This window comes from Streptomyces sp. NPDC051582, assembly GCF_040681715.1.
Classification (GTDB): Bacteria; Actinomycetota; Actinomycetes; order Streptomycetales; family Streptomycetaceae; genus Streptomyces.
In genome coordinates this window covers 1-14,933 of sequence record NZ_JBFAZJ010000053.1, presented here as the reverse complement: position 1 = coordinate 14,933, position 14,933 = coordinate 1, and the positions used below count along the sequence as shown (strand labels likewise).

The window sequence follows — 14,933 nt, the reverse complement described above, 5'->3', positions numbered from 1 at the left end:
GACGGTGGGTCGCCGACGCCGCCGATGCGCGTCCGGCTCCGGCCGTCACGGGATGAGCTGCGCGCCGTACCTAGGGCCTGAACGGGGAAACGGTGGAGAGGGGGAGGCGCGGCCTGAGCGGCAGGCATCTCCACGCCTGGCCAGTGCGATGAGAGATCGGACCTGTGACAGTGCAACCGACCCATCCGACCTTGTCAATGGAGTCGTTCGTACTCAACTCACCTGGCGCGGATGGGTTGACTGAACAGGAGTGGGCACTGTCGCGAGGACACCCCGACCGCCGCCGAGCCACCAGTCGATGCATTCTTAAAGATCCGATGTTCTCGCCCTATTTTCAGCCAGCAAGCGAAGTCAAGATTTGGCCATGACCCTGCGGGGTAGCGTGAGAGAGGTCTGGTTTGCCCTTTACGCTCCGCAGCTGGACGCCCCGGATGCGGAGGGTGCGGAGAGCGGTGGTGATCGGGCATGGCGGAGTCGGCGAGCGGCTGGAGCGACGCCGGGCACCGTGAGGGATTCGCCTTCGTCGGACGCCAAGACGAGCTGCGCGCCATGGCGCAGGCGCTGCGCGAGGGGCCGTCCGTCGTGCTGGTCGAAGGCGAGCCCGGCGTGGGCAAGTCCCGCCTGGTCCGGGAGGCCACCGGGCGGATGGAGGGCCCGGGCCTCGGGGTGCTGCGGGGCTGGTGCCATCCCCTGCGCGAGCCGCTGCCCTTCGGACCGGTCATGGACGCGCTGCGCCAGGCTGCTCCCCTGTGGGGCTCCGACACCGTGCTCAGCCCGGCCACGGCCGTGCTGGCCCCCTACCTCCCGGAGATCACCGCCCTTCTGCCCGCGGGCGAAGACGACGGCGCGGGCGCGGGCGAGCTGCACCAGCGCCTGATGCGGGCGGTGCACGACGTGCTGGGTGCCCTGGGCCCCGTGGTCCTGGCGGTCGAGGACGTGCACTGGGCCGACACCGCGACCCGCGAGCTGTTGCTGCTCCTGGCCAGGAACCCGCCGCAACAGCTGCGCCTGGTCCTCACCTACCGCTGGCAGGAACTGCCCGGGGACGCGAACGTGCTGGGCACGCCGTACCGCCGTCCGGTCGGGGTCGGCGGCGCCGATCTCACGCTCGCCCCGCTCGACGAGGAGCAGGTGCGCGAGCTCGCCGCGTCAGCGATCGGTCCGGCCGCCGCCGGCGCGCTGGGGCGGCAGCTGTACGAGCGCAGCGGGGGGATCGCCCTGGTGGCGGAAGAGGACCTGCTGGTGCTGGCGGAGCGTCGGGCGCGGGCGGGCGGGGGCATGTCGCTGGACGGGATGAGGGTGCCGCGGGCGTTGCAGGAGGCGGTGAACAGCCGGGTGGCGCTACTGACCCCCGGGGCGGTGGCCGTCGTACAGGCGGCGGCCGTACTGGCGGTACCTGCCGATGAGGAGATGCTCGCGCTCCTGACCGGCCAGGAGGAGGATCAGGCCGAGGAGGCGCTGGTGGAGGCGCTGGAGGCGAGCGTCCTGGTCGAGGTCTCGCCGGGGCGCTACGGATTCCGGCACGCGATGGCGCGGCAGGCCGTGTACGAGCGGATCGTGGGTCCGCGGCGGCGTCGGCTGCACCGGCGGGCGATCGAGGCCTTGGACGGGCAGGACCGGCCCGCTCTGGTACAGGTCGCCCACCACGCCCGACAGCTCGGCGATACGGTCGCCTGGCTGCCACGGGCGCGGGCCGCCGCCGATCACGCCATCGGCGTCGGGGATGACGGGGTCGCCGCCCGGCTCCTGCGGGAACTCCTCGCCGATCCCGCCCTGCCCGATGAGGAACGCACCCGCGCGGCCCTCGAATTCAGCCGCCTCGCGGTGCGCAGCCTCGACCCGACGGCGAGCGTGGAGGCCCTGCGCCTGATCGTGGCGGATCCGGCGCTCGCCGTCGCCGCGCGCGGCGAGGTCCGCCTCAACCTCGGCCGGACCCTCGCGAACCAGGGCGCGGTCGACGCGGCCGGCGAGCTGGAGCGGGCGGTCGAGGAGCTGGAGGGGGCCCGCCCGGAGCTGGCCGCTGTCGCCCTGGCCGGACTGAGCATGAGCAACCTCGTCGACCGTCCGGCCGCCCAGGACGTGGCGGAGATGGAGCGGGCGGTGGGCATCGTCGCCCGCAGTGGCGATCCGGTGGCCCGGGCCACCGTCCTGGCCAGCCGGGTCACGCTGCTGAGCGGCCTGGGGGATCCGCTCGCCGACGAGCTGCTGGAGCGCTTGCGCGCCAGCGGCCCCGATCTGGAAGTGCAACGGCAGTGTGCCCGCGCGCTGGCCAACGCGGGCGAGGCCGCGTTCTGGCGCGGCCGCGACGAGCGGGCCGCCGAGCTGCTGGACGAGGCGGAGGAGCTGTCCCGCCGCACCGGCTACCAGCTGATGGAGGAAGCGGTCGTCTCACTTCGGATCGAGCTGGACGTGGCGCGAGGACGCTGGGCCGGACTGCAGGAGAAGGCCGAGGCGATCGCTCCCGACGCCGAAGGCATCTTCCAGATCGACCTGCTGGTACCGCTGGCGGAGCTCGACGTGGCGCACGGGCACTGGTCCCGGGCCCGCCGGCGGCTGGCGCCCTGCCTCGACTCGCCCTACCGGGAAGGGGTCTTGGCGGGCAGTGCCGTGCTCGGCCGGCTCGATCTGCTGCAGGGCGACCCGCCGGCGGCCTGGCAGACCGTGCAGCCGGCGCTGGAGGCCCTGCGCCACAAAGACGTCTGGGTCTGGGGCATCGACCTGGTCCCCGTCGCGGTGCAGGCCGCGCTCGCCTGCGGCTTGCGCGAGGAGGCCGGGCAGCTGACCGCCGAAGCCGCCCGCGGAACCGACGGGCGTGACGCCCCCGCGGCCGCGGTCGAGGTCCTGGTGTGCCGGGGCCTGATCGCCGCAGAGGACGGCCGCACCGACGAGGCGGTCGGGCTGCTCCAGGAAGCGCGCGTACGGTTCGAGGCGCTCGGGCGCGTGCACCGGGCCGCCCGGATCGCGGAGCAGACCGGCGCGATCTTGATGGCCCTCCAGCCCGGTGTCGCCGCCGGTCACCTGCAACACGCCCTGGACGTCTTCACCGGGCTCGACGCCACTACCGACGCCGCCCGCTGCCGCCAGATCCTGCGTGACAGCGGCCAGGACCGGCCGGCGCCCCGCGGACGTCGCGCGTACGGGAGCGAGCTGTCCCCGCGGGAACGAGAGGTCGCCGGCCTACTCGCCACCAGAGCCACCAACCAGGACATCGCCGGAGCGCTCTCCCTGTCTCCTCGCACGGTCGAACATCACGTCGCCAGCGTCCTCAAGAAGCTCGGGACCACCCGCGATCACGTGCGCGACGCCCTGCGCACCTGAACCGGCGGCTCGGGGACGGTGGCCGCGTCCAGCCACTCCTCGACGGCGGCGACGTGGACCGCGCAGGCTCCGGCGGCGAGGCCCGCGTCGCGGGCGACCAGGGCACGCAGGATGGCCTCGTGATCGTGCTGGGCCTGGACGCGGGCGGTGGCGTGACGGGCGCCGAGGACGATGCGCAGACGCTGGGTGTGGGTGGACAGGATGCCGAGCAGGGTGGAAAGGACCGGGTTGCCGACGGCGTCGGCGATGGTGCGGTGGAACTCGATGTCCAGTTCGACGAACTCGTCGATCGTGATGTCGCCGGTGCTGCGGTCGAGGATCTCGCGCAGGGCGGCGAGGTCCTCCTCGGTGAGGCGTCCCGCGGCCAGGGCAGCGGCCTGCGGTTCGAGGAGACGGCGCACCTGGAGGAGTTGCCGGGCGGTGTCGCCGTGCGACACGTCGGCGGCGAAGGAGAGGGATTCCAGCAGCAGGTGCGGTTCGAGGCCGGAGACGTAGGTGCCGTCGCCCTGCCGCGGGACCAGGATGCGCATGGTGGTGAGGGCCCTGACGGCTTCGCGCAGGGAACTGCGGGACAGTCCCAGCTGGTCGGCGAGGTCTGCTTCGTTGGGCAGGCGGGCGCCTGGTCGCAGGGCGCCCGAAAGGATCATTTCCTTGATCTTCTCGATGGCCAGGTCGGTCACTGCCATGGTGCGGCTCCTTCCGTCGTACGGCGTCGCGGGGCGCGCCGCACCCGAACCCGTCCGCCGCCCTCCCCCGGCCACTGACACAGGGTAGCGAAAGACGCGGTAAGTCATCGGATGACTGACCGGCTCGAAGCACTCTATGAATTCGCCAGCCGTGCCACAAGGCAGGCATCCGCCACCCACTCCCGAGCGACGCTCACAGTATCGAACCCACCCATCCCCACCAGTGTTGATCGCCATCAAGTGGCGAGCCGCCCTCGACCCGCACCTCGCCCCGGCGCGCTCCCGAGAAACATCGGAGGATTCCTTGTGCGGGATCCTTCGCGACGCATATGGTCTGGAGGACTTCGATTCATCCGATGTCTTGTACCGGCCGGTGTCGTCGCGGCACACCGGTCGACCGATGGAGAGGACACGCGACGTGAAGCTCATGCGTATGGGGGAATTCGGAGCGGAGACCCCTGTCGTCCTCGCCGGTGACGGGAGGACGTACTCGATGTCGGCATTGACCGCCGACATCGACGGCGCGTTCCTCGCCTCCGGCGGAGTGGCCGAGGTTCGTGCCGCGCTGGCCGCCGACGCACTCGCGCCGATCAACGTGGTCGGTAGGCGTGTCGGCGCGCCGGTCGCCCGGCCGGGCAAGGTGGTGTGCGTCGGTCTGAACTACCGCGACCACGCCGAAGAGACCGGCGCCGCCGTCCCGCTCCGCCCGGTGGTCTTCATGAAGGACCCGGCCGCCGTGGTCGGCCCCTACGACACCGTGCTCATCCCCCGGGGTTCCGCCAAGACGGACTGGGAGGTGGAACTCGCCGTGGTGATCGGCCGCCGGGCTCGCTATCTCGCCGACCCCGCCGAGGCCGCCTCCTGCATCGCGGGCTACGCCATCAGCAACGACGTGTCGGAGCGGGAGTTCCAGCTGGAGCTCTCCCCGCAGTGGGACCTGGGCAAGTCGTGCGAGACGTTCAATCCGCTGGGCCCCTGGCTGGTCACCTCCGAGGAGGTCCCGGACTCCGGAAACCTCGGACTGCGCCTGGCGGTCAACGGGCTCCCGCGCCAGGACGGCAACACCAAGAACATGGTCTTCGACGTGCCGTACCTGCTCTGGTACCTCAGCCAGTACATGGTCCTCAACCCCGGCGACGTGGTGAACACCGGTACCCCCGCCGGAGTGGCCCTCGGGCTGCCCGGCACCCCCTACCTCCGCGCGGGCGACACCGTCGAGCTGTCCATCGACGGGCTCGGACGCCAGCAGCAGACCTTCGCCCAGGCGTGAACGCTCCCGGGCCCAGACACGAGGAGAACCCTGTGACCGCGCGGATCACCGCCGTCGAGACCTACGACATCCGCTTCCCGACCTCGCGCGAGCTGGACGGCTCGGACGCGATGAACCCCGACCCCGACTACTCCGCGGCCTACGTCATCCTGCGCACCGACGCCGGCGACGGCTTGGAGGGCCACGGCTTCACCTTCACCATCGGCCGGGGCAACGAGGTCCAGGTCGCCGCGATCGACGCGCTGCGCGACCACGTCGTCGGCCGTTGCGTCGCCGCCCTGTGCGACGACCCCGGTTCGCTCTCCCGCGACCTCGTCGGCGACAGCCAGCTGCGCTGGCTCGGTCCGGAGAAGGGGGTGATGCACATGGCCATCGGCGCCGTGGTCAACGCGGTGTGGGACCTGGCGGCCAAGCGCCAGGCCAAGCCCCTGTGGCGGTTGCTCGCCGACGCCGAGCCGCAGTGGCTGGTCTCCCAGGTCGACTTCCGCTACATCGACGACGCCCTGTCCCCCGCCGAGGCGCACGACCTGCTCCTCAAAGGCCGCCAGGGCGCCGAAGGGCGGGCCGAGGAGCTGCTTCGGCGCGGCTACCCCGCCTACACCACTTCACCGGGCTGGCTCGGCTACAGCGACGAGAAGCTCACGCGCCTCGCCCGGCAGGCGGTGGCCGACGGCTTCACCCAGATCAAGCTGAAGGTCGGCGCGGACCTTGAGGACGACATCCGCCGCTGCCGCACCGCCCGCGCCGCAGTCGGCCCCGACATCCGGATGGCCATCGACGCCAACCAGCGCTGGGGCGTCACCGAAGCGATCGAGTGGACCCGGGCCCTGGCGGAGTTCGACCCGTACTGGATCGAAGAACCCACCAGCCCGGACGACGTCCTCGGCCACGCCACCATCCGGCGCGGCGTGCGCCCCGTCAAGGTCGCGACCGGCGAACACGTACAGAACCGCATCGTCTTCAAGCAGCTCCTGCAGGCCGGCTCCATCGACGTCCTGCAACTGGACTCGGCCCGCGTCGGCGGTGTCAACGAGAACCTCGCCATCCTGCTGCTGGCCGCCCAGTTCGGCATCCCCGTCTGCCCGCACGCCGGCGGCGTGGGTCTCTGCGAACTGGTCCAGCACCTGTCGATGTTCGACTACGTCGCGCTGTCCGCCACCACCGAGGACCGGGTCATCGAGTTCGTCGACCATCTCCACCAGCACTTCCTCGACCCCGTGGTGATCCGCGACGGCCACTACACCGCACCCACGGTCCCCGGGTTCTCCGCCACCATGCACCAGCTGACCCTCGACACCTACCGCTACCCCGACGGCCTGTTCTGGACGGCCGACCGGGCCACCACGCCCCACGCCGAAACGGAGCCGACCGCATGACCACCGACCTCGAAGGACTCAAAGCCCTGGTCACCGGCGGCGCCTCGGGCATCGGACGGGCCACCGCCGATCTGCTGAGCGAGCGCGGTGCCGATGTCGCCGTCCTGGACCTCGACTCCCGCGGCGTCCCCGCCCCGCTGCGCCCGTTCACCGCGGACGTCGGCGACGACCGGTCGGTGCGGGCCGCGGTGGAGGCCGCCGCCGCCGCGATGGGAGGCCTCGACATCCTCGTCAACAACGCCGGCATCGGCGCGGTCGGAACGGTGGAGGACAACCCCGACGACCACTGGACCCGCGTACTGGACGTCAACGTGCTCGGTGTCGTGCGCACGACCCGCGCCGCGCTGCCGCACCTGCGGCGCTCCGCGCACGCCGCGATCGTCAACACCTGCTCGATCGCCGCCACCGCCGGGCTGCCCCGGCGCGCCCTCTACTCGGCCGGCAAGGGCGCCGTCCTCTCCCTGACCCTCGCCATGGCGGTCGACCACGTCCGCGAGGGCATCCGGGTCACCTGCGTCAACCCCGGCACCGTCGACACCCCCTGGGTCGGCCGGCTCCTGGACGCCGCCGACGACCCGGCCGCCGAACGCGCCGCACTCGACGCCCGCCAGCCCACCGGCCGCCTCGTCACCGCCCGCGAGGTCGCCGAAGCGATCGTCTACCTCGCCTCCCCCGCTGCCGGGTCGATCACCGGCACCTCCCTCGCCGTCGACGGCGGCATGGCCGGCCTGCGCATCCGACCGGAGCCCGCCCGATGAGACAGCACGCCCTCGGCCGGAGCCGGGTGACGGTCAGCGAACTCGCCTTCGGCGCCGCCGGCATCGGCAACCTCTTCAACCCGATCCCGGATGCTCAGGCCGAACAAGCCGTCCACGCCGCCTGGGAAACAGGGATCCGCTACTTCGACACCGCCCCGCACTACGGCCTGGGTCTCTCGGAGCGGCGACTGGGGGCAGCCCTGCGAGGACTGCCCCGCAGCGAGTTCGCCATCTCCAGCAAGGTCGGCCGGCTGCTCCGGCCCCTCTACCCCGTCCACGGCGACGACCTCGCGAACGGCTTCGCGGTACCCGCGACCCACTACCGGCAATGGGACTTCAGCGCCGAGGGCGTCCGCCGCTCGATCGCCTCCAGCCTGGAGCGCCTCGGCCTGGACCGGATCGACATCGTCTACCTCCATGATCCGGAGGACCACGCCGATCAAGCCCTCAACGAGGCCTATCCCGCACTGGAAAGACTGCGCGCCGAAGGTGCGGTCGGCGCCATCGGCATCGGCATGAACCAGTCCGCCATGCCCGCCCGGGTCGTCCGCGACACCGACATCGACGTGGTCCTGCTGGCCGGGCGCTACAGCCTCCTCGACCAGAGCGGGCTGGCGGACCTGCTGCCGGCAGCCGCCGACCGCGGGGTGAGCGTCGTGGTGGGCGGGGTGTTCAACTCGGGGCTGCTCGCCGATCCCCGCCCCGGCGCCATGTTCGAGTACGCCGCCGCCCCCGCCCACCTGGTGGCACGCGCCCAGCACCTCAAGCAGGTGTGCGACCACCACCGCGTGCCGCTGCGGGCCGTGGCCCTGCAGCTGCCGCTCGGGCATCCGGCGGTCACCTCCGTGCTCGTCGGCGCCCAGAGCGCCGACCAGATCCGGGACAACGCGGCGATGGCAGCCCGTCCCGTGCCCGCGGCACTGTGGGCGGATCTGCGCGGTCTCGGACTCCTCGACCCCCGCGTGCCGGTTCCCGGGGAGGTCGGCTGATGCGGATCGCCCTGTTCATCACCTGTTTCAACGACGCCGTGTTCCCCGGCACCGGCCGGGCCGCGGTCGAGGTGCTGGAACGGCTGGGCCACACCGTGGACTTTCCCGTCGGCCAGACCTGTTGCGGGCAGATGCACTTCAACACCGGATACCGGCCCGAAGCCCTGCCGATGGTCGAACGGTTCTCCCGCGTCTTCGCGGGCTACGACGCGATCGTGACGCCGTCCGCGTCCTGTGCCGGAATGGTCCGCGAGAACCACCCCGTCCTCGCCTCCCGGTACGGGTCCGCGGGGCTCGTGGCGGACGTCGGCGCGATGGTCCCCCGGACGTACGAGTTCACCGAGTTCCTCACCGACGTCCTCGGCGTGACCGACGTGGGCGCGTCGTTCCCCCACCGCGTGGCCTACCACCCCACCTGCCACTCGCTGCGCGGCCTGCGTCTGGGCGACCGTCCGCTGCGCCTGCTGCGCGCGGTCCGGGACATCGAGCTGGTCGACCTCGCGAACGCCGACTCGTGCTGCGGGTTCGGCGGCACCTTCGCGGTGAAGAACTCCGACACCTCCGCGGCGATGCTCACCGACAAGGCGGACGCCGTCCGCGCCAGCGGCGCCGAAGTCCTGTGCGCCGCCGACAACTCCTGCCTGATGCACATCGGCGGCGGTCTCTCCCGCCGGAACGGCGGCGTCCGCACCGTGCACCTGGCCGAGATCCTCGCCACGACCACAGGAGAGGGCCGATGAACGACCCCGGCACACGAGGAGTGGTGTGGCTCGGATCCCCGTCATTCCCCGAGGCGGCCCGCACGGCGCTGCAGGACACCCGGCTGCGCGCCAACCTCGGACGCGCCACCGCCACCATTCGCGACAAGCGGCTCCAGGTCACGGCGGAACTCGACGACTGGGAGGAACTGCGCACCAGCGCCGCCGCCCTCAAGCAGCGCACGCTGCGCCACCTCGACCGGCACCTGACCCAGCTGGAGGAGGCCGTGACCGCGGCCGGCGGCACGGTCCACTGGGCCCGGGACGCGGCAGAGGCCAACAGGATCGTCACCGCCCTGGTCGAGGCCACCGGCGAGCGGGAGGTCGTCAAGGTCAAGTCCATGGCCACGCAGGAGATCGGCCTCAACGAAGCGCTCGCCGAGGCCGGCATCACCGCGTACGAGACCGACCTCGCCGAACTGATCGTCCAGCTCGGCGAGGACCGCCCCTCGCACATCCTGGTGCCCGCCATCCACCTGGGCCGCACCGAGGTGCGCGACCTGTTCGCCGCCCGCATGGGTCGGTGGGGGCGGCCGGCCCCCGCGGGGCTCTCCGACGAGCCCGCCGCACTCGCCGAAGCCGCCCGGCTCCACCTGCGCGAGAAGTTCCTGCGGGCGAAGGTAGCCGTCTCCGGAGCGAACTTCGCCGCCGCCGACACCGGGACCGTCGTCGTGGTGGAGTCCGAGGGCAACGGCCGGATGTGCCTGACGCTGCCCGAGACCCTGATCACCGTCATGGGCATAGAGAAGGTCATCCCCCGCTTCACCGACCTGGAGGTCTTCCTCCAGCTGCTGGCGCGCTCCGCCACCGGCGAACGGATGAACCCCTACACCTCCACCTGGACCGGCACCACCCAAGGCGACGGCCCCCGGGAGTTCCACCTGGTGCTGCTGGACAACGGCCGCACCGACACCCTCGCCGACGAGGTGGGCCGCCAGACGCTCGCCTGCATCCGCTGCTCCGCCTGTCTGAACGTCTGTCCCGTGTACGAGCGCACCGGCGGCCACGCCTACGGCTCCGTCTATCCCGGACCGATCGGCGCCGTGCTCACCCCGCAGCTCGTCGGCGTCGAACACGCGGCCAGTCTGCCGTTCGCGTCCACCCTGTGCGGTGCGTGCTACGACGCGTGCCCCGTCAAGATCAACATTCCGGAGGTGCTGACCCACCTGCGGGCCGAGGTCGTCGACGCCGCGCGCCGGCGCAAGCGCCTGCCCACCGCAGAGGCCGCCGCGATGAAGGCGGCCGCGGGCGTACTCGACTCCCCCGCGCTGCTGGCCGCCGCCCACAAGGTCGCCTCCGCGGGCGGGCGCGCCCTGGCCCGCGAGGGACGCATCGGCCGCATCCCCGTGCCCGGGCCGCTGGCCGACTGGTCCGACTCCCGCGATTCTCCCGTGCCTCCCGCCGAATCGTTTCGCGCCTGGTGGCGCAAGAACCGCAAGGACCCGAGATGAGCAGCCGCGAGAGCATCCTCTCCCGTATCCGTGCCGCCCTCACGGACGTCCCCGACGGCGAGGGCCCCGACGACGTCGCGGTGCCGCGCCGCTACCGCCGAAGCCACCTCCGCCTCGGCGAGTCGCCGATCGATCTGTTCGCGGAGCGGACCGCCGAGTACCGGGCCACCGTCGTCCGCACCGTCCCGTCCGGCGTACCCGCGGCCGTCGCGGCAGCCCTCACCCACCGCGGCGCCCACAACCTGGCCCTCCCCGACGGGTTTCCCACCGAGCTCCTGCCGGCCGGAGCCTGGCACTGGACCCCGGAACCCCGTGACAGCGGCGCCCTCGAACTCGTCGACGGCGTCGTCACCCTCGCAGCCGCCGCGATCGCGGTCACCGGCACGATCGTCCTGGACACCCGTCCGGGTCAGGGACGACGCGCCCTCACCCTCGTTCCCGACTACCACCTGTGCATCGTCCGGGCCGAGCAGATCGCCCACGACGTCCCGGACGCCCTGGGCCGCCTCGATCCGGCCCTCCCCCTGACCCTCATCTCCGGCCCGTCCGCCACCAGCGACATCGAACTGGACCGGGTTGAGGGCGTGCACGGTCCCCGCACGCTGGACGTCATCATCATCGAATCAGGCCCCCCGGAGCACCCGTGATCGTCGCCCTGCACACCCGCGTCCGCCCCGATCGGGCCGCCGAATACGAAGCAGCACACCGCGAGGTGCCCGAAGCCCTCACCTCGGCGATCCGTGCCGCTGGGGTCACGTCCTGGACCATCTGGCGCAGCGGTACGGAGCTGTTCCACCGACTGGAGTGCGAGGACTACGCGCGCCTGCTCGCCGCGCTTGAGCACCTGCCCGTCAATGTCGCCTGGCAGGCCCGCATGTCCGAACTGCTCGACGTCGACCACGACTACTCCCTGGCCGGCGCCCAGGCCAGCCTGCCGGTCGTGTGGCAGCTGTGACCGACCGACGGGTCATCGACGCCCACCACCACCTGTGGGACCTCTCGGCGCGGCCGCAGACCTGGATCGAGGGAACCTATCTCGCACCGCTGAACAGGTCCTTCCTGCTGCCCGAGCTGGAGCGCGCGGCGCGCGCGGCCGGTGTGGAGGCCACCGTCGTCGTCCAGACCGTGTGCGTACCCCATGAAACACCGGAGCTCCTCGCTCTGGCCCGCCACAGCTCCCTGGTGGCCGGCGTGGTCGGCTGGGTCGACCTCACCGCGCCCGGTGTCGCGGGCGCACTACGGGCGCTGCGCGACGCTCCCGGCGGCGAGAAGCTCGTCGGCATCCGCCACCAGGTCCAACTGGAGACGGACCCCCGGTGGCTGCTGCGCCCGCAGGTGCGGCGCGGGCTGCTGGCGGTCGCCGACGCCGGGCTGCCCTTCGACCTCGTCGTCACGCCGCGCCAGCTCGCCGTGGCCACCTGGGTGGCCGCCGGACTCACCGGCTGCACCTTCGTCCTGGACCACCTGGGCAAGCCCCCCATCGCCTCGGGCGCCCTCCGTCCCTGGGCGGACGACGTACGGCGGCTGGCCGCCCTGCCCCATACGGTGTGCAAGCTGTCCGGGATGCTCACGGAGGCCACCCGGGGCGCATGGACCCGCGACGAGCTGAGGCCATACGCGCAGGTCGTCATGGATGCGTTCGGAGCGGACCGCCTGCTGTTCGGTTCGGACTGGCCGGTCTCCACCCTGGAGGCCGGCTACGCCGAGGTGCTGGGCGTCACCGAGGATCTCGTCGGCTCGCTCAGCCCGTCGGAACAGGACGCCGTCTTCTACCGCAACGCCTGCCGTGTCTACGGCCTCGCGCCGGCCTGACGACGCCGACCCGCCCGGGCCCGGGCGCACCGCGATGCCGGCTCGGGCGGACGGGCGGCTGTCAGCCCTGCCTCAGGTCCGTCTTTCCGAGAACCGAACGGAGCCACTGTTCGACGCCGGCAATGTGGATGGTGGCCCACGCCCGGGCGAGGTCGGGATTGCGATCGGCAATGGCGTCGTGGATGGCCTGGTGCTGCTGGCGGGTACGCCGGACAGCACCTTCCTCGGTCATGCCGCGCCATATCCGGGCTCGTACGGTGGGGCCGGAGAGCCCCTCGATGAGGGAGCACAGCACGGGGTTGCCCGAGCCGTCGGCGATCCGGTGGTGGAATTCGAGGTCATTGGCGATCAGCTCGTCCAGCGAGGCGTCCTCGTCCAGCCCGGCGAGCACCTCGCCCAGTGCGTCGATTTCTTCCTGCGACATCGAGCGGGCAGCCATGGCCGCAGCGGCCGGCTCCAGGATCCTGCGCACTTCCAGGAAATCCAGCACCGTGTCGTCCTGGTGGAAGTCGACGACGAAGGCGAGAGCATCGAGCAGCAGATCGGGTTCGAGACTCGTCACATAGGTGCCGTCGCCCTGGCGGACGTCGAGCACACGGATCAGCGACAGGGCCTTGACCGCCTCGCGGAGGGAATTGCGGGAAAGGCCGAGACGATCGGCCAGGTCGGCCTCGCGCGGCAGCTTCGATCCCGGTCGCAGCTCGCCACTGACGATCATGTTCTTGATCTTGTCGATCGCCTCGTCGGTGACTGGCACTTCGCCTCCTGGTTGTGTGACCTGAGCAGCATAGACCGCCCGCCCCCGGACGCCGCACCCCCGCGGGCGGGCCCGGACCGCACTGCGCCACGAATTCCCCGGCGAATTCCCTGGCCCATTCACTCTCCGGTCTCACGGCGAACGAAGCATGGAATACCTCCCGAGTATTCGTCCGCGCCTCCACCCAGGCATTCCCCACGCATGGGAGGGGCACTACCTAGGTACCTACCCAGGTTCTTGCGGACCGGTACCCATATCACCCCGCGCAGTATGCGCGAAATGTAACGGGATTTCCCTTCTCCCAGCCTTGGATTCCGCTGCCGAAAAGACTTCTCATGGAGTTGCTCCGGAAATACCCCGAAATTCCAGGAGAACCCCCATGTACACCGTCACCCCCACCTGGACCACCACCCGCCATGCGGCCGCCACGGCGATCGCACCGGCGGCGACCGAGCGTCGGCACGCAGCCGCGGGAGGGCAGGCCCGCGTATGGGGCCTGCCGCACCGTCCCCAGTCGGCGAGCGCCGCGCGCCGCATCACGCGCGCCACTCTCACCCGGTGGGACCTGGATGAGGACACCATCGACCAGGCCCTGCTCGTCGTGTCCGAGCTCGTCACCAATGCCGTCGAGCACGCGCTGCCCCCCGTGGCCCTCCACATCGAGCGGCCCGCGCGCGGCGACAGCGTCCACATCGAGGTCGACGACGGCGGCCCCGCTCCCGTCGAAGGCGCGTGGACCACGAGCTGCGCACCGGAGGAGCACGGCCGCGGCAACGCTCTGGTGGCCGCACTCGCCACGGACCACGGCATCCGCGAGCTGCCCGACGGCCTCGCGCACTGGGCCGACCTCGCCACCGCCTGACCGCTCACAGAACGCTGGGACGACCTGCCATGACCGCACCCGAGAGGCCCGCCACGCCGCGACCGGCCGCCTACCTGCACCACTACATCTACGACCACACCGTGGTGACCCGCTACCACAACGCCCTGTGCTCGTTCTCCGCCAGGCTGGCGCAGCCCGTCCCGGACTTCTACCTCGACACGGGCTGTCCGTCCACCGGCGCCCGGCCCCGCTTCGAAGAGCTGGTCCGCGGCGTGATGGACGGCACCCACCGGCTGCTCCTCATCCCGGGTCCGTGGGTGTTCTCCAGCGACGACGCACGCGCACGCAAAGCGATCCGCCTGCTGACGGCGGCCGGATGCCGCCGCATCCTGCGTCTTCCTGCGGTGGCGGTGCCGCAGCCGGGCGAACCGGTCAGGCCGAGCGCCCGCGGCGAGCGGTCATGATCCGCCGGGGCGCCCGGGCCGCGATGTACCTCCGGTGCTATCCCGACGACATCTGGCAGATGTCCTGCCACCACGACGCGCTGCTGCAGCTCGCCTCCCGGGAGGGGCTCTCCCCTCCGGCCGTGTTCCGTGACATCGGCTGCCGCTCGCGCGACCCTCGTCCGGCACTGGATCAGCTGCTGGCCCTCGCAGGCAACAGCTACCAGGTGGTCCTGGTGCCGGGGCCGTTCGTCTTCTCCATCTACGACGACGAGGCCCGCGCCGTCGTCGCGAGGCTCAAGGCGGCCGGGTGCGGGGTTCTGGAACTGCCCTCCCGGTTCCGCAGAGGAAGAGGTGGCGCACGTACGCGCCGTCAGTGAGCCGCCACGACGGTTCCGGGCAGGCCGCACGGCGGGGGCAGGGGGGGCCCCCCGGGCGCCGGGCCGGCACCGGTCGCCCCCCCCCCAGCCCGGCATCCCCCCCCGCCCCACA

The 14,933-nt window shown here is 71.9% G+C and carries 15 protein-coding genes; 13 read left to right on the top strand and 2 right to left on the bottom strand.

Annotation, left to right across the window (positions count from 1 at the left end):
• Positions 1-465: 465 nt before the first annotated feature.
• Positions 466-3,318 (top strand): AAA family ATPase, encoded by a 2,853-nt coding sequence (locus AB0M92_RS37260; RefSeq protein WP_366106813.1) that lies wholly within the window; start codon positions 466-468, stop codon positions 3,316-3,318.
• On the opposite strand, the gene AB0M92_RS37255 is transcribed toward AB0M92_RS37260, so the two are convergent.
• Positions 3,291-4,004, bottom strand: a complete 714-nt coding sequence (locus tag AB0M92_RS37255; protein ID WP_366106812.1) for a FadR/GntR family transcriptional regulator — start codon at positions 4,002-4,004, stop codon at positions 3,291-3,293. The genes AB0M92_RS37260 and AB0M92_RS37255 overlap by 28 nt on opposite strands.
• A gap of 418 nt (positions 4,005-4,422) precedes the next feature.
• Here AB0M92_RS37255 and AB0M92_RS37250 point away from each other — a divergent pair, with 418 nt between their 5' ends.
• Genes AB0M92_RS37250 through AB0M92_RS37210 form a run of 9 tightly spaced genes read left to right on the top strand, consistent with a single transcriptional unit; the run spans position 4,423 to position 12,418 of the window.
• A complete protein-coding gene (locus AB0M92_RS37250) occupies positions 4,423-5,274 on the top strand; it encodes a fumarylacetoacetate hydrolase family protein (RefSeq protein WP_366106811.1) in 852 nt (283 codons plus the stop codon).
• A gap of 32 nt (positions 5,275-5,306) precedes the next feature.
• Entirely contained in the window at positions 5,307-6,650 is a 1,344-nt protein-coding gene (locus AB0M92_RS37245; protein WP_366106810.1) for an L-fuconate dehydratase, read from the top strand.
• The gene (locus AB0M92_RS37240; protein WP_366106809.1) at positions 6,647-7,408 is read left to right on the top strand and encodes an SDR family oxidoreductase; all 762 of its coding nucleotides are present in this window, start codon (positions 6,647-6,649) and stop codon (positions 7,406-7,408) included. The genes AB0M92_RS37245 and AB0M92_RS37240 overlap by 4 nt, the downstream gene beginning before the upstream one ends.
• Entirely contained in the window at positions 7,405-8,397 is a 993-nt protein-coding gene (locus AB0M92_RS37235) for an aldo/keto reductase (RefSeq protein WP_366106808.1), read from the top strand. Before AB0M92_RS37240 ends, AB0M92_RS37235 begins: the two co-directional genes overlap by 4 nt.
• Positions 8,397-9,137 (top strand): (Fe-S)-binding protein, encoded by a 741-nt coding sequence (locus tag AB0M92_RS37230; protein WP_366106807.1) that lies wholly within the window; start codon positions 8,397-8,399, stop codon positions 9,135-9,137. The genes AB0M92_RS37235 and AB0M92_RS37230 overlap by 1 nt, the downstream gene beginning before the upstream one ends.
• Positions 9,134-10,606, top strand: a complete 1,473-nt coding sequence (locus AB0M92_RS37225; RefSeq protein WP_366106806.1) for a LutB/LldF family L-lactate oxidation iron-sulfur protein — start codon at positions 9,134-9,136, stop codon at positions 10,604-10,606. The genes AB0M92_RS37230 and AB0M92_RS37225 overlap by 4 nt, the downstream gene beginning before the upstream one ends.
• On the top strand, positions 10,603-11,253 hold the full coding sequence (locus AB0M92_RS37220) for an LUD domain-containing protein (RefSeq protein ID WP_366106805.1): 651 nt from the start codon (positions 10,603-10,605) through the stop codon (positions 11,251-11,253). The genes AB0M92_RS37225 and AB0M92_RS37220 overlap by 4 nt, the downstream gene beginning before the upstream one ends.
• Positions 11,250-11,561 carry an L-rhamnose mutarotase gene (locus tag AB0M92_RS37215; RefSeq protein ID WP_366106804.1) on the top strand — a complete coding sequence of 104 codons (312 nt, stop codon included), beginning with the start codon at positions 11,250-11,252 and terminating at the stop codon, positions 11,559-11,561. The genes AB0M92_RS37220 and AB0M92_RS37215 overlap by 4 nt, the downstream gene beginning before the upstream one ends.
• Positions 11,549-12,418 carry an amidohydrolase family protein gene (locus AB0M92_RS37210; protein ID WP_366106802.1) on the top strand — a complete coding sequence of 290 codons (870 nt, stop codon included), beginning with the start codon at positions 11,549-11,551 and terminating at the stop codon, positions 12,416-12,418. The genes AB0M92_RS37215 and AB0M92_RS37210 overlap by 13 nt, the downstream gene beginning before the upstream one ends.
• Positions 12,419-12,479: 61 nt before the next feature.
• On the opposite strand, the gene AB0M92_RS37205 is transcribed toward AB0M92_RS37210, so the two are convergent.
• Complete coding sequence (locus AB0M92_RS37205; protein WP_366106801.1) at positions 12,480-13,175, bottom strand: FadR/GntR family transcriptional regulator; 696 nt, start codon at positions 13,173-13,175, stop codon at positions 12,480-12,482.
• Positions 13,176-13,554: 379 nt separating this feature from the next.
• On the opposite strand from AB0M92_RS37205, the gene AB0M92_RS37200 reads away from it, so the two are divergent.
• Genes AB0M92_RS37200 through AB0M92_RS37190 form a run of 3 tightly spaced genes read left to right on the top strand, consistent with a single transcriptional unit; the run spans position 13,555 to position 14,821 of the window.
• Positions 13,555-14,037 carry an ATP-binding protein gene (locus AB0M92_RS37200; protein ID WP_366106800.1) on the top strand — a complete coding sequence of 161 codons (483 nt, stop codon included), beginning with the start codon at positions 13,555-13,557 and terminating at the stop codon, positions 14,035-14,037.
• A 29-nt stretch (positions 14,038-14,066) separates the two neighbouring features.
• Positions 14,067-14,462, top strand: a complete 396-nt coding sequence (locus AB0M92_RS37195) for a hypothetical protein (protein ID WP_366106799.1) — start codon at positions 14,067-14,069, stop codon at positions 14,460-14,462.
• Positions 14,459-14,821, top strand: a complete 363-nt coding sequence (locus tag AB0M92_RS37190; RefSeq protein WP_366106798.1) for a hypothetical protein — start codon at positions 14,459-14,461, stop codon at positions 14,819-14,821. The genes AB0M92_RS37195 and AB0M92_RS37190 overlap by 4 nt, the downstream gene beginning before the upstream one ends.
• Positions 14,822-14,933: the final 112 nt, after the last annotated feature.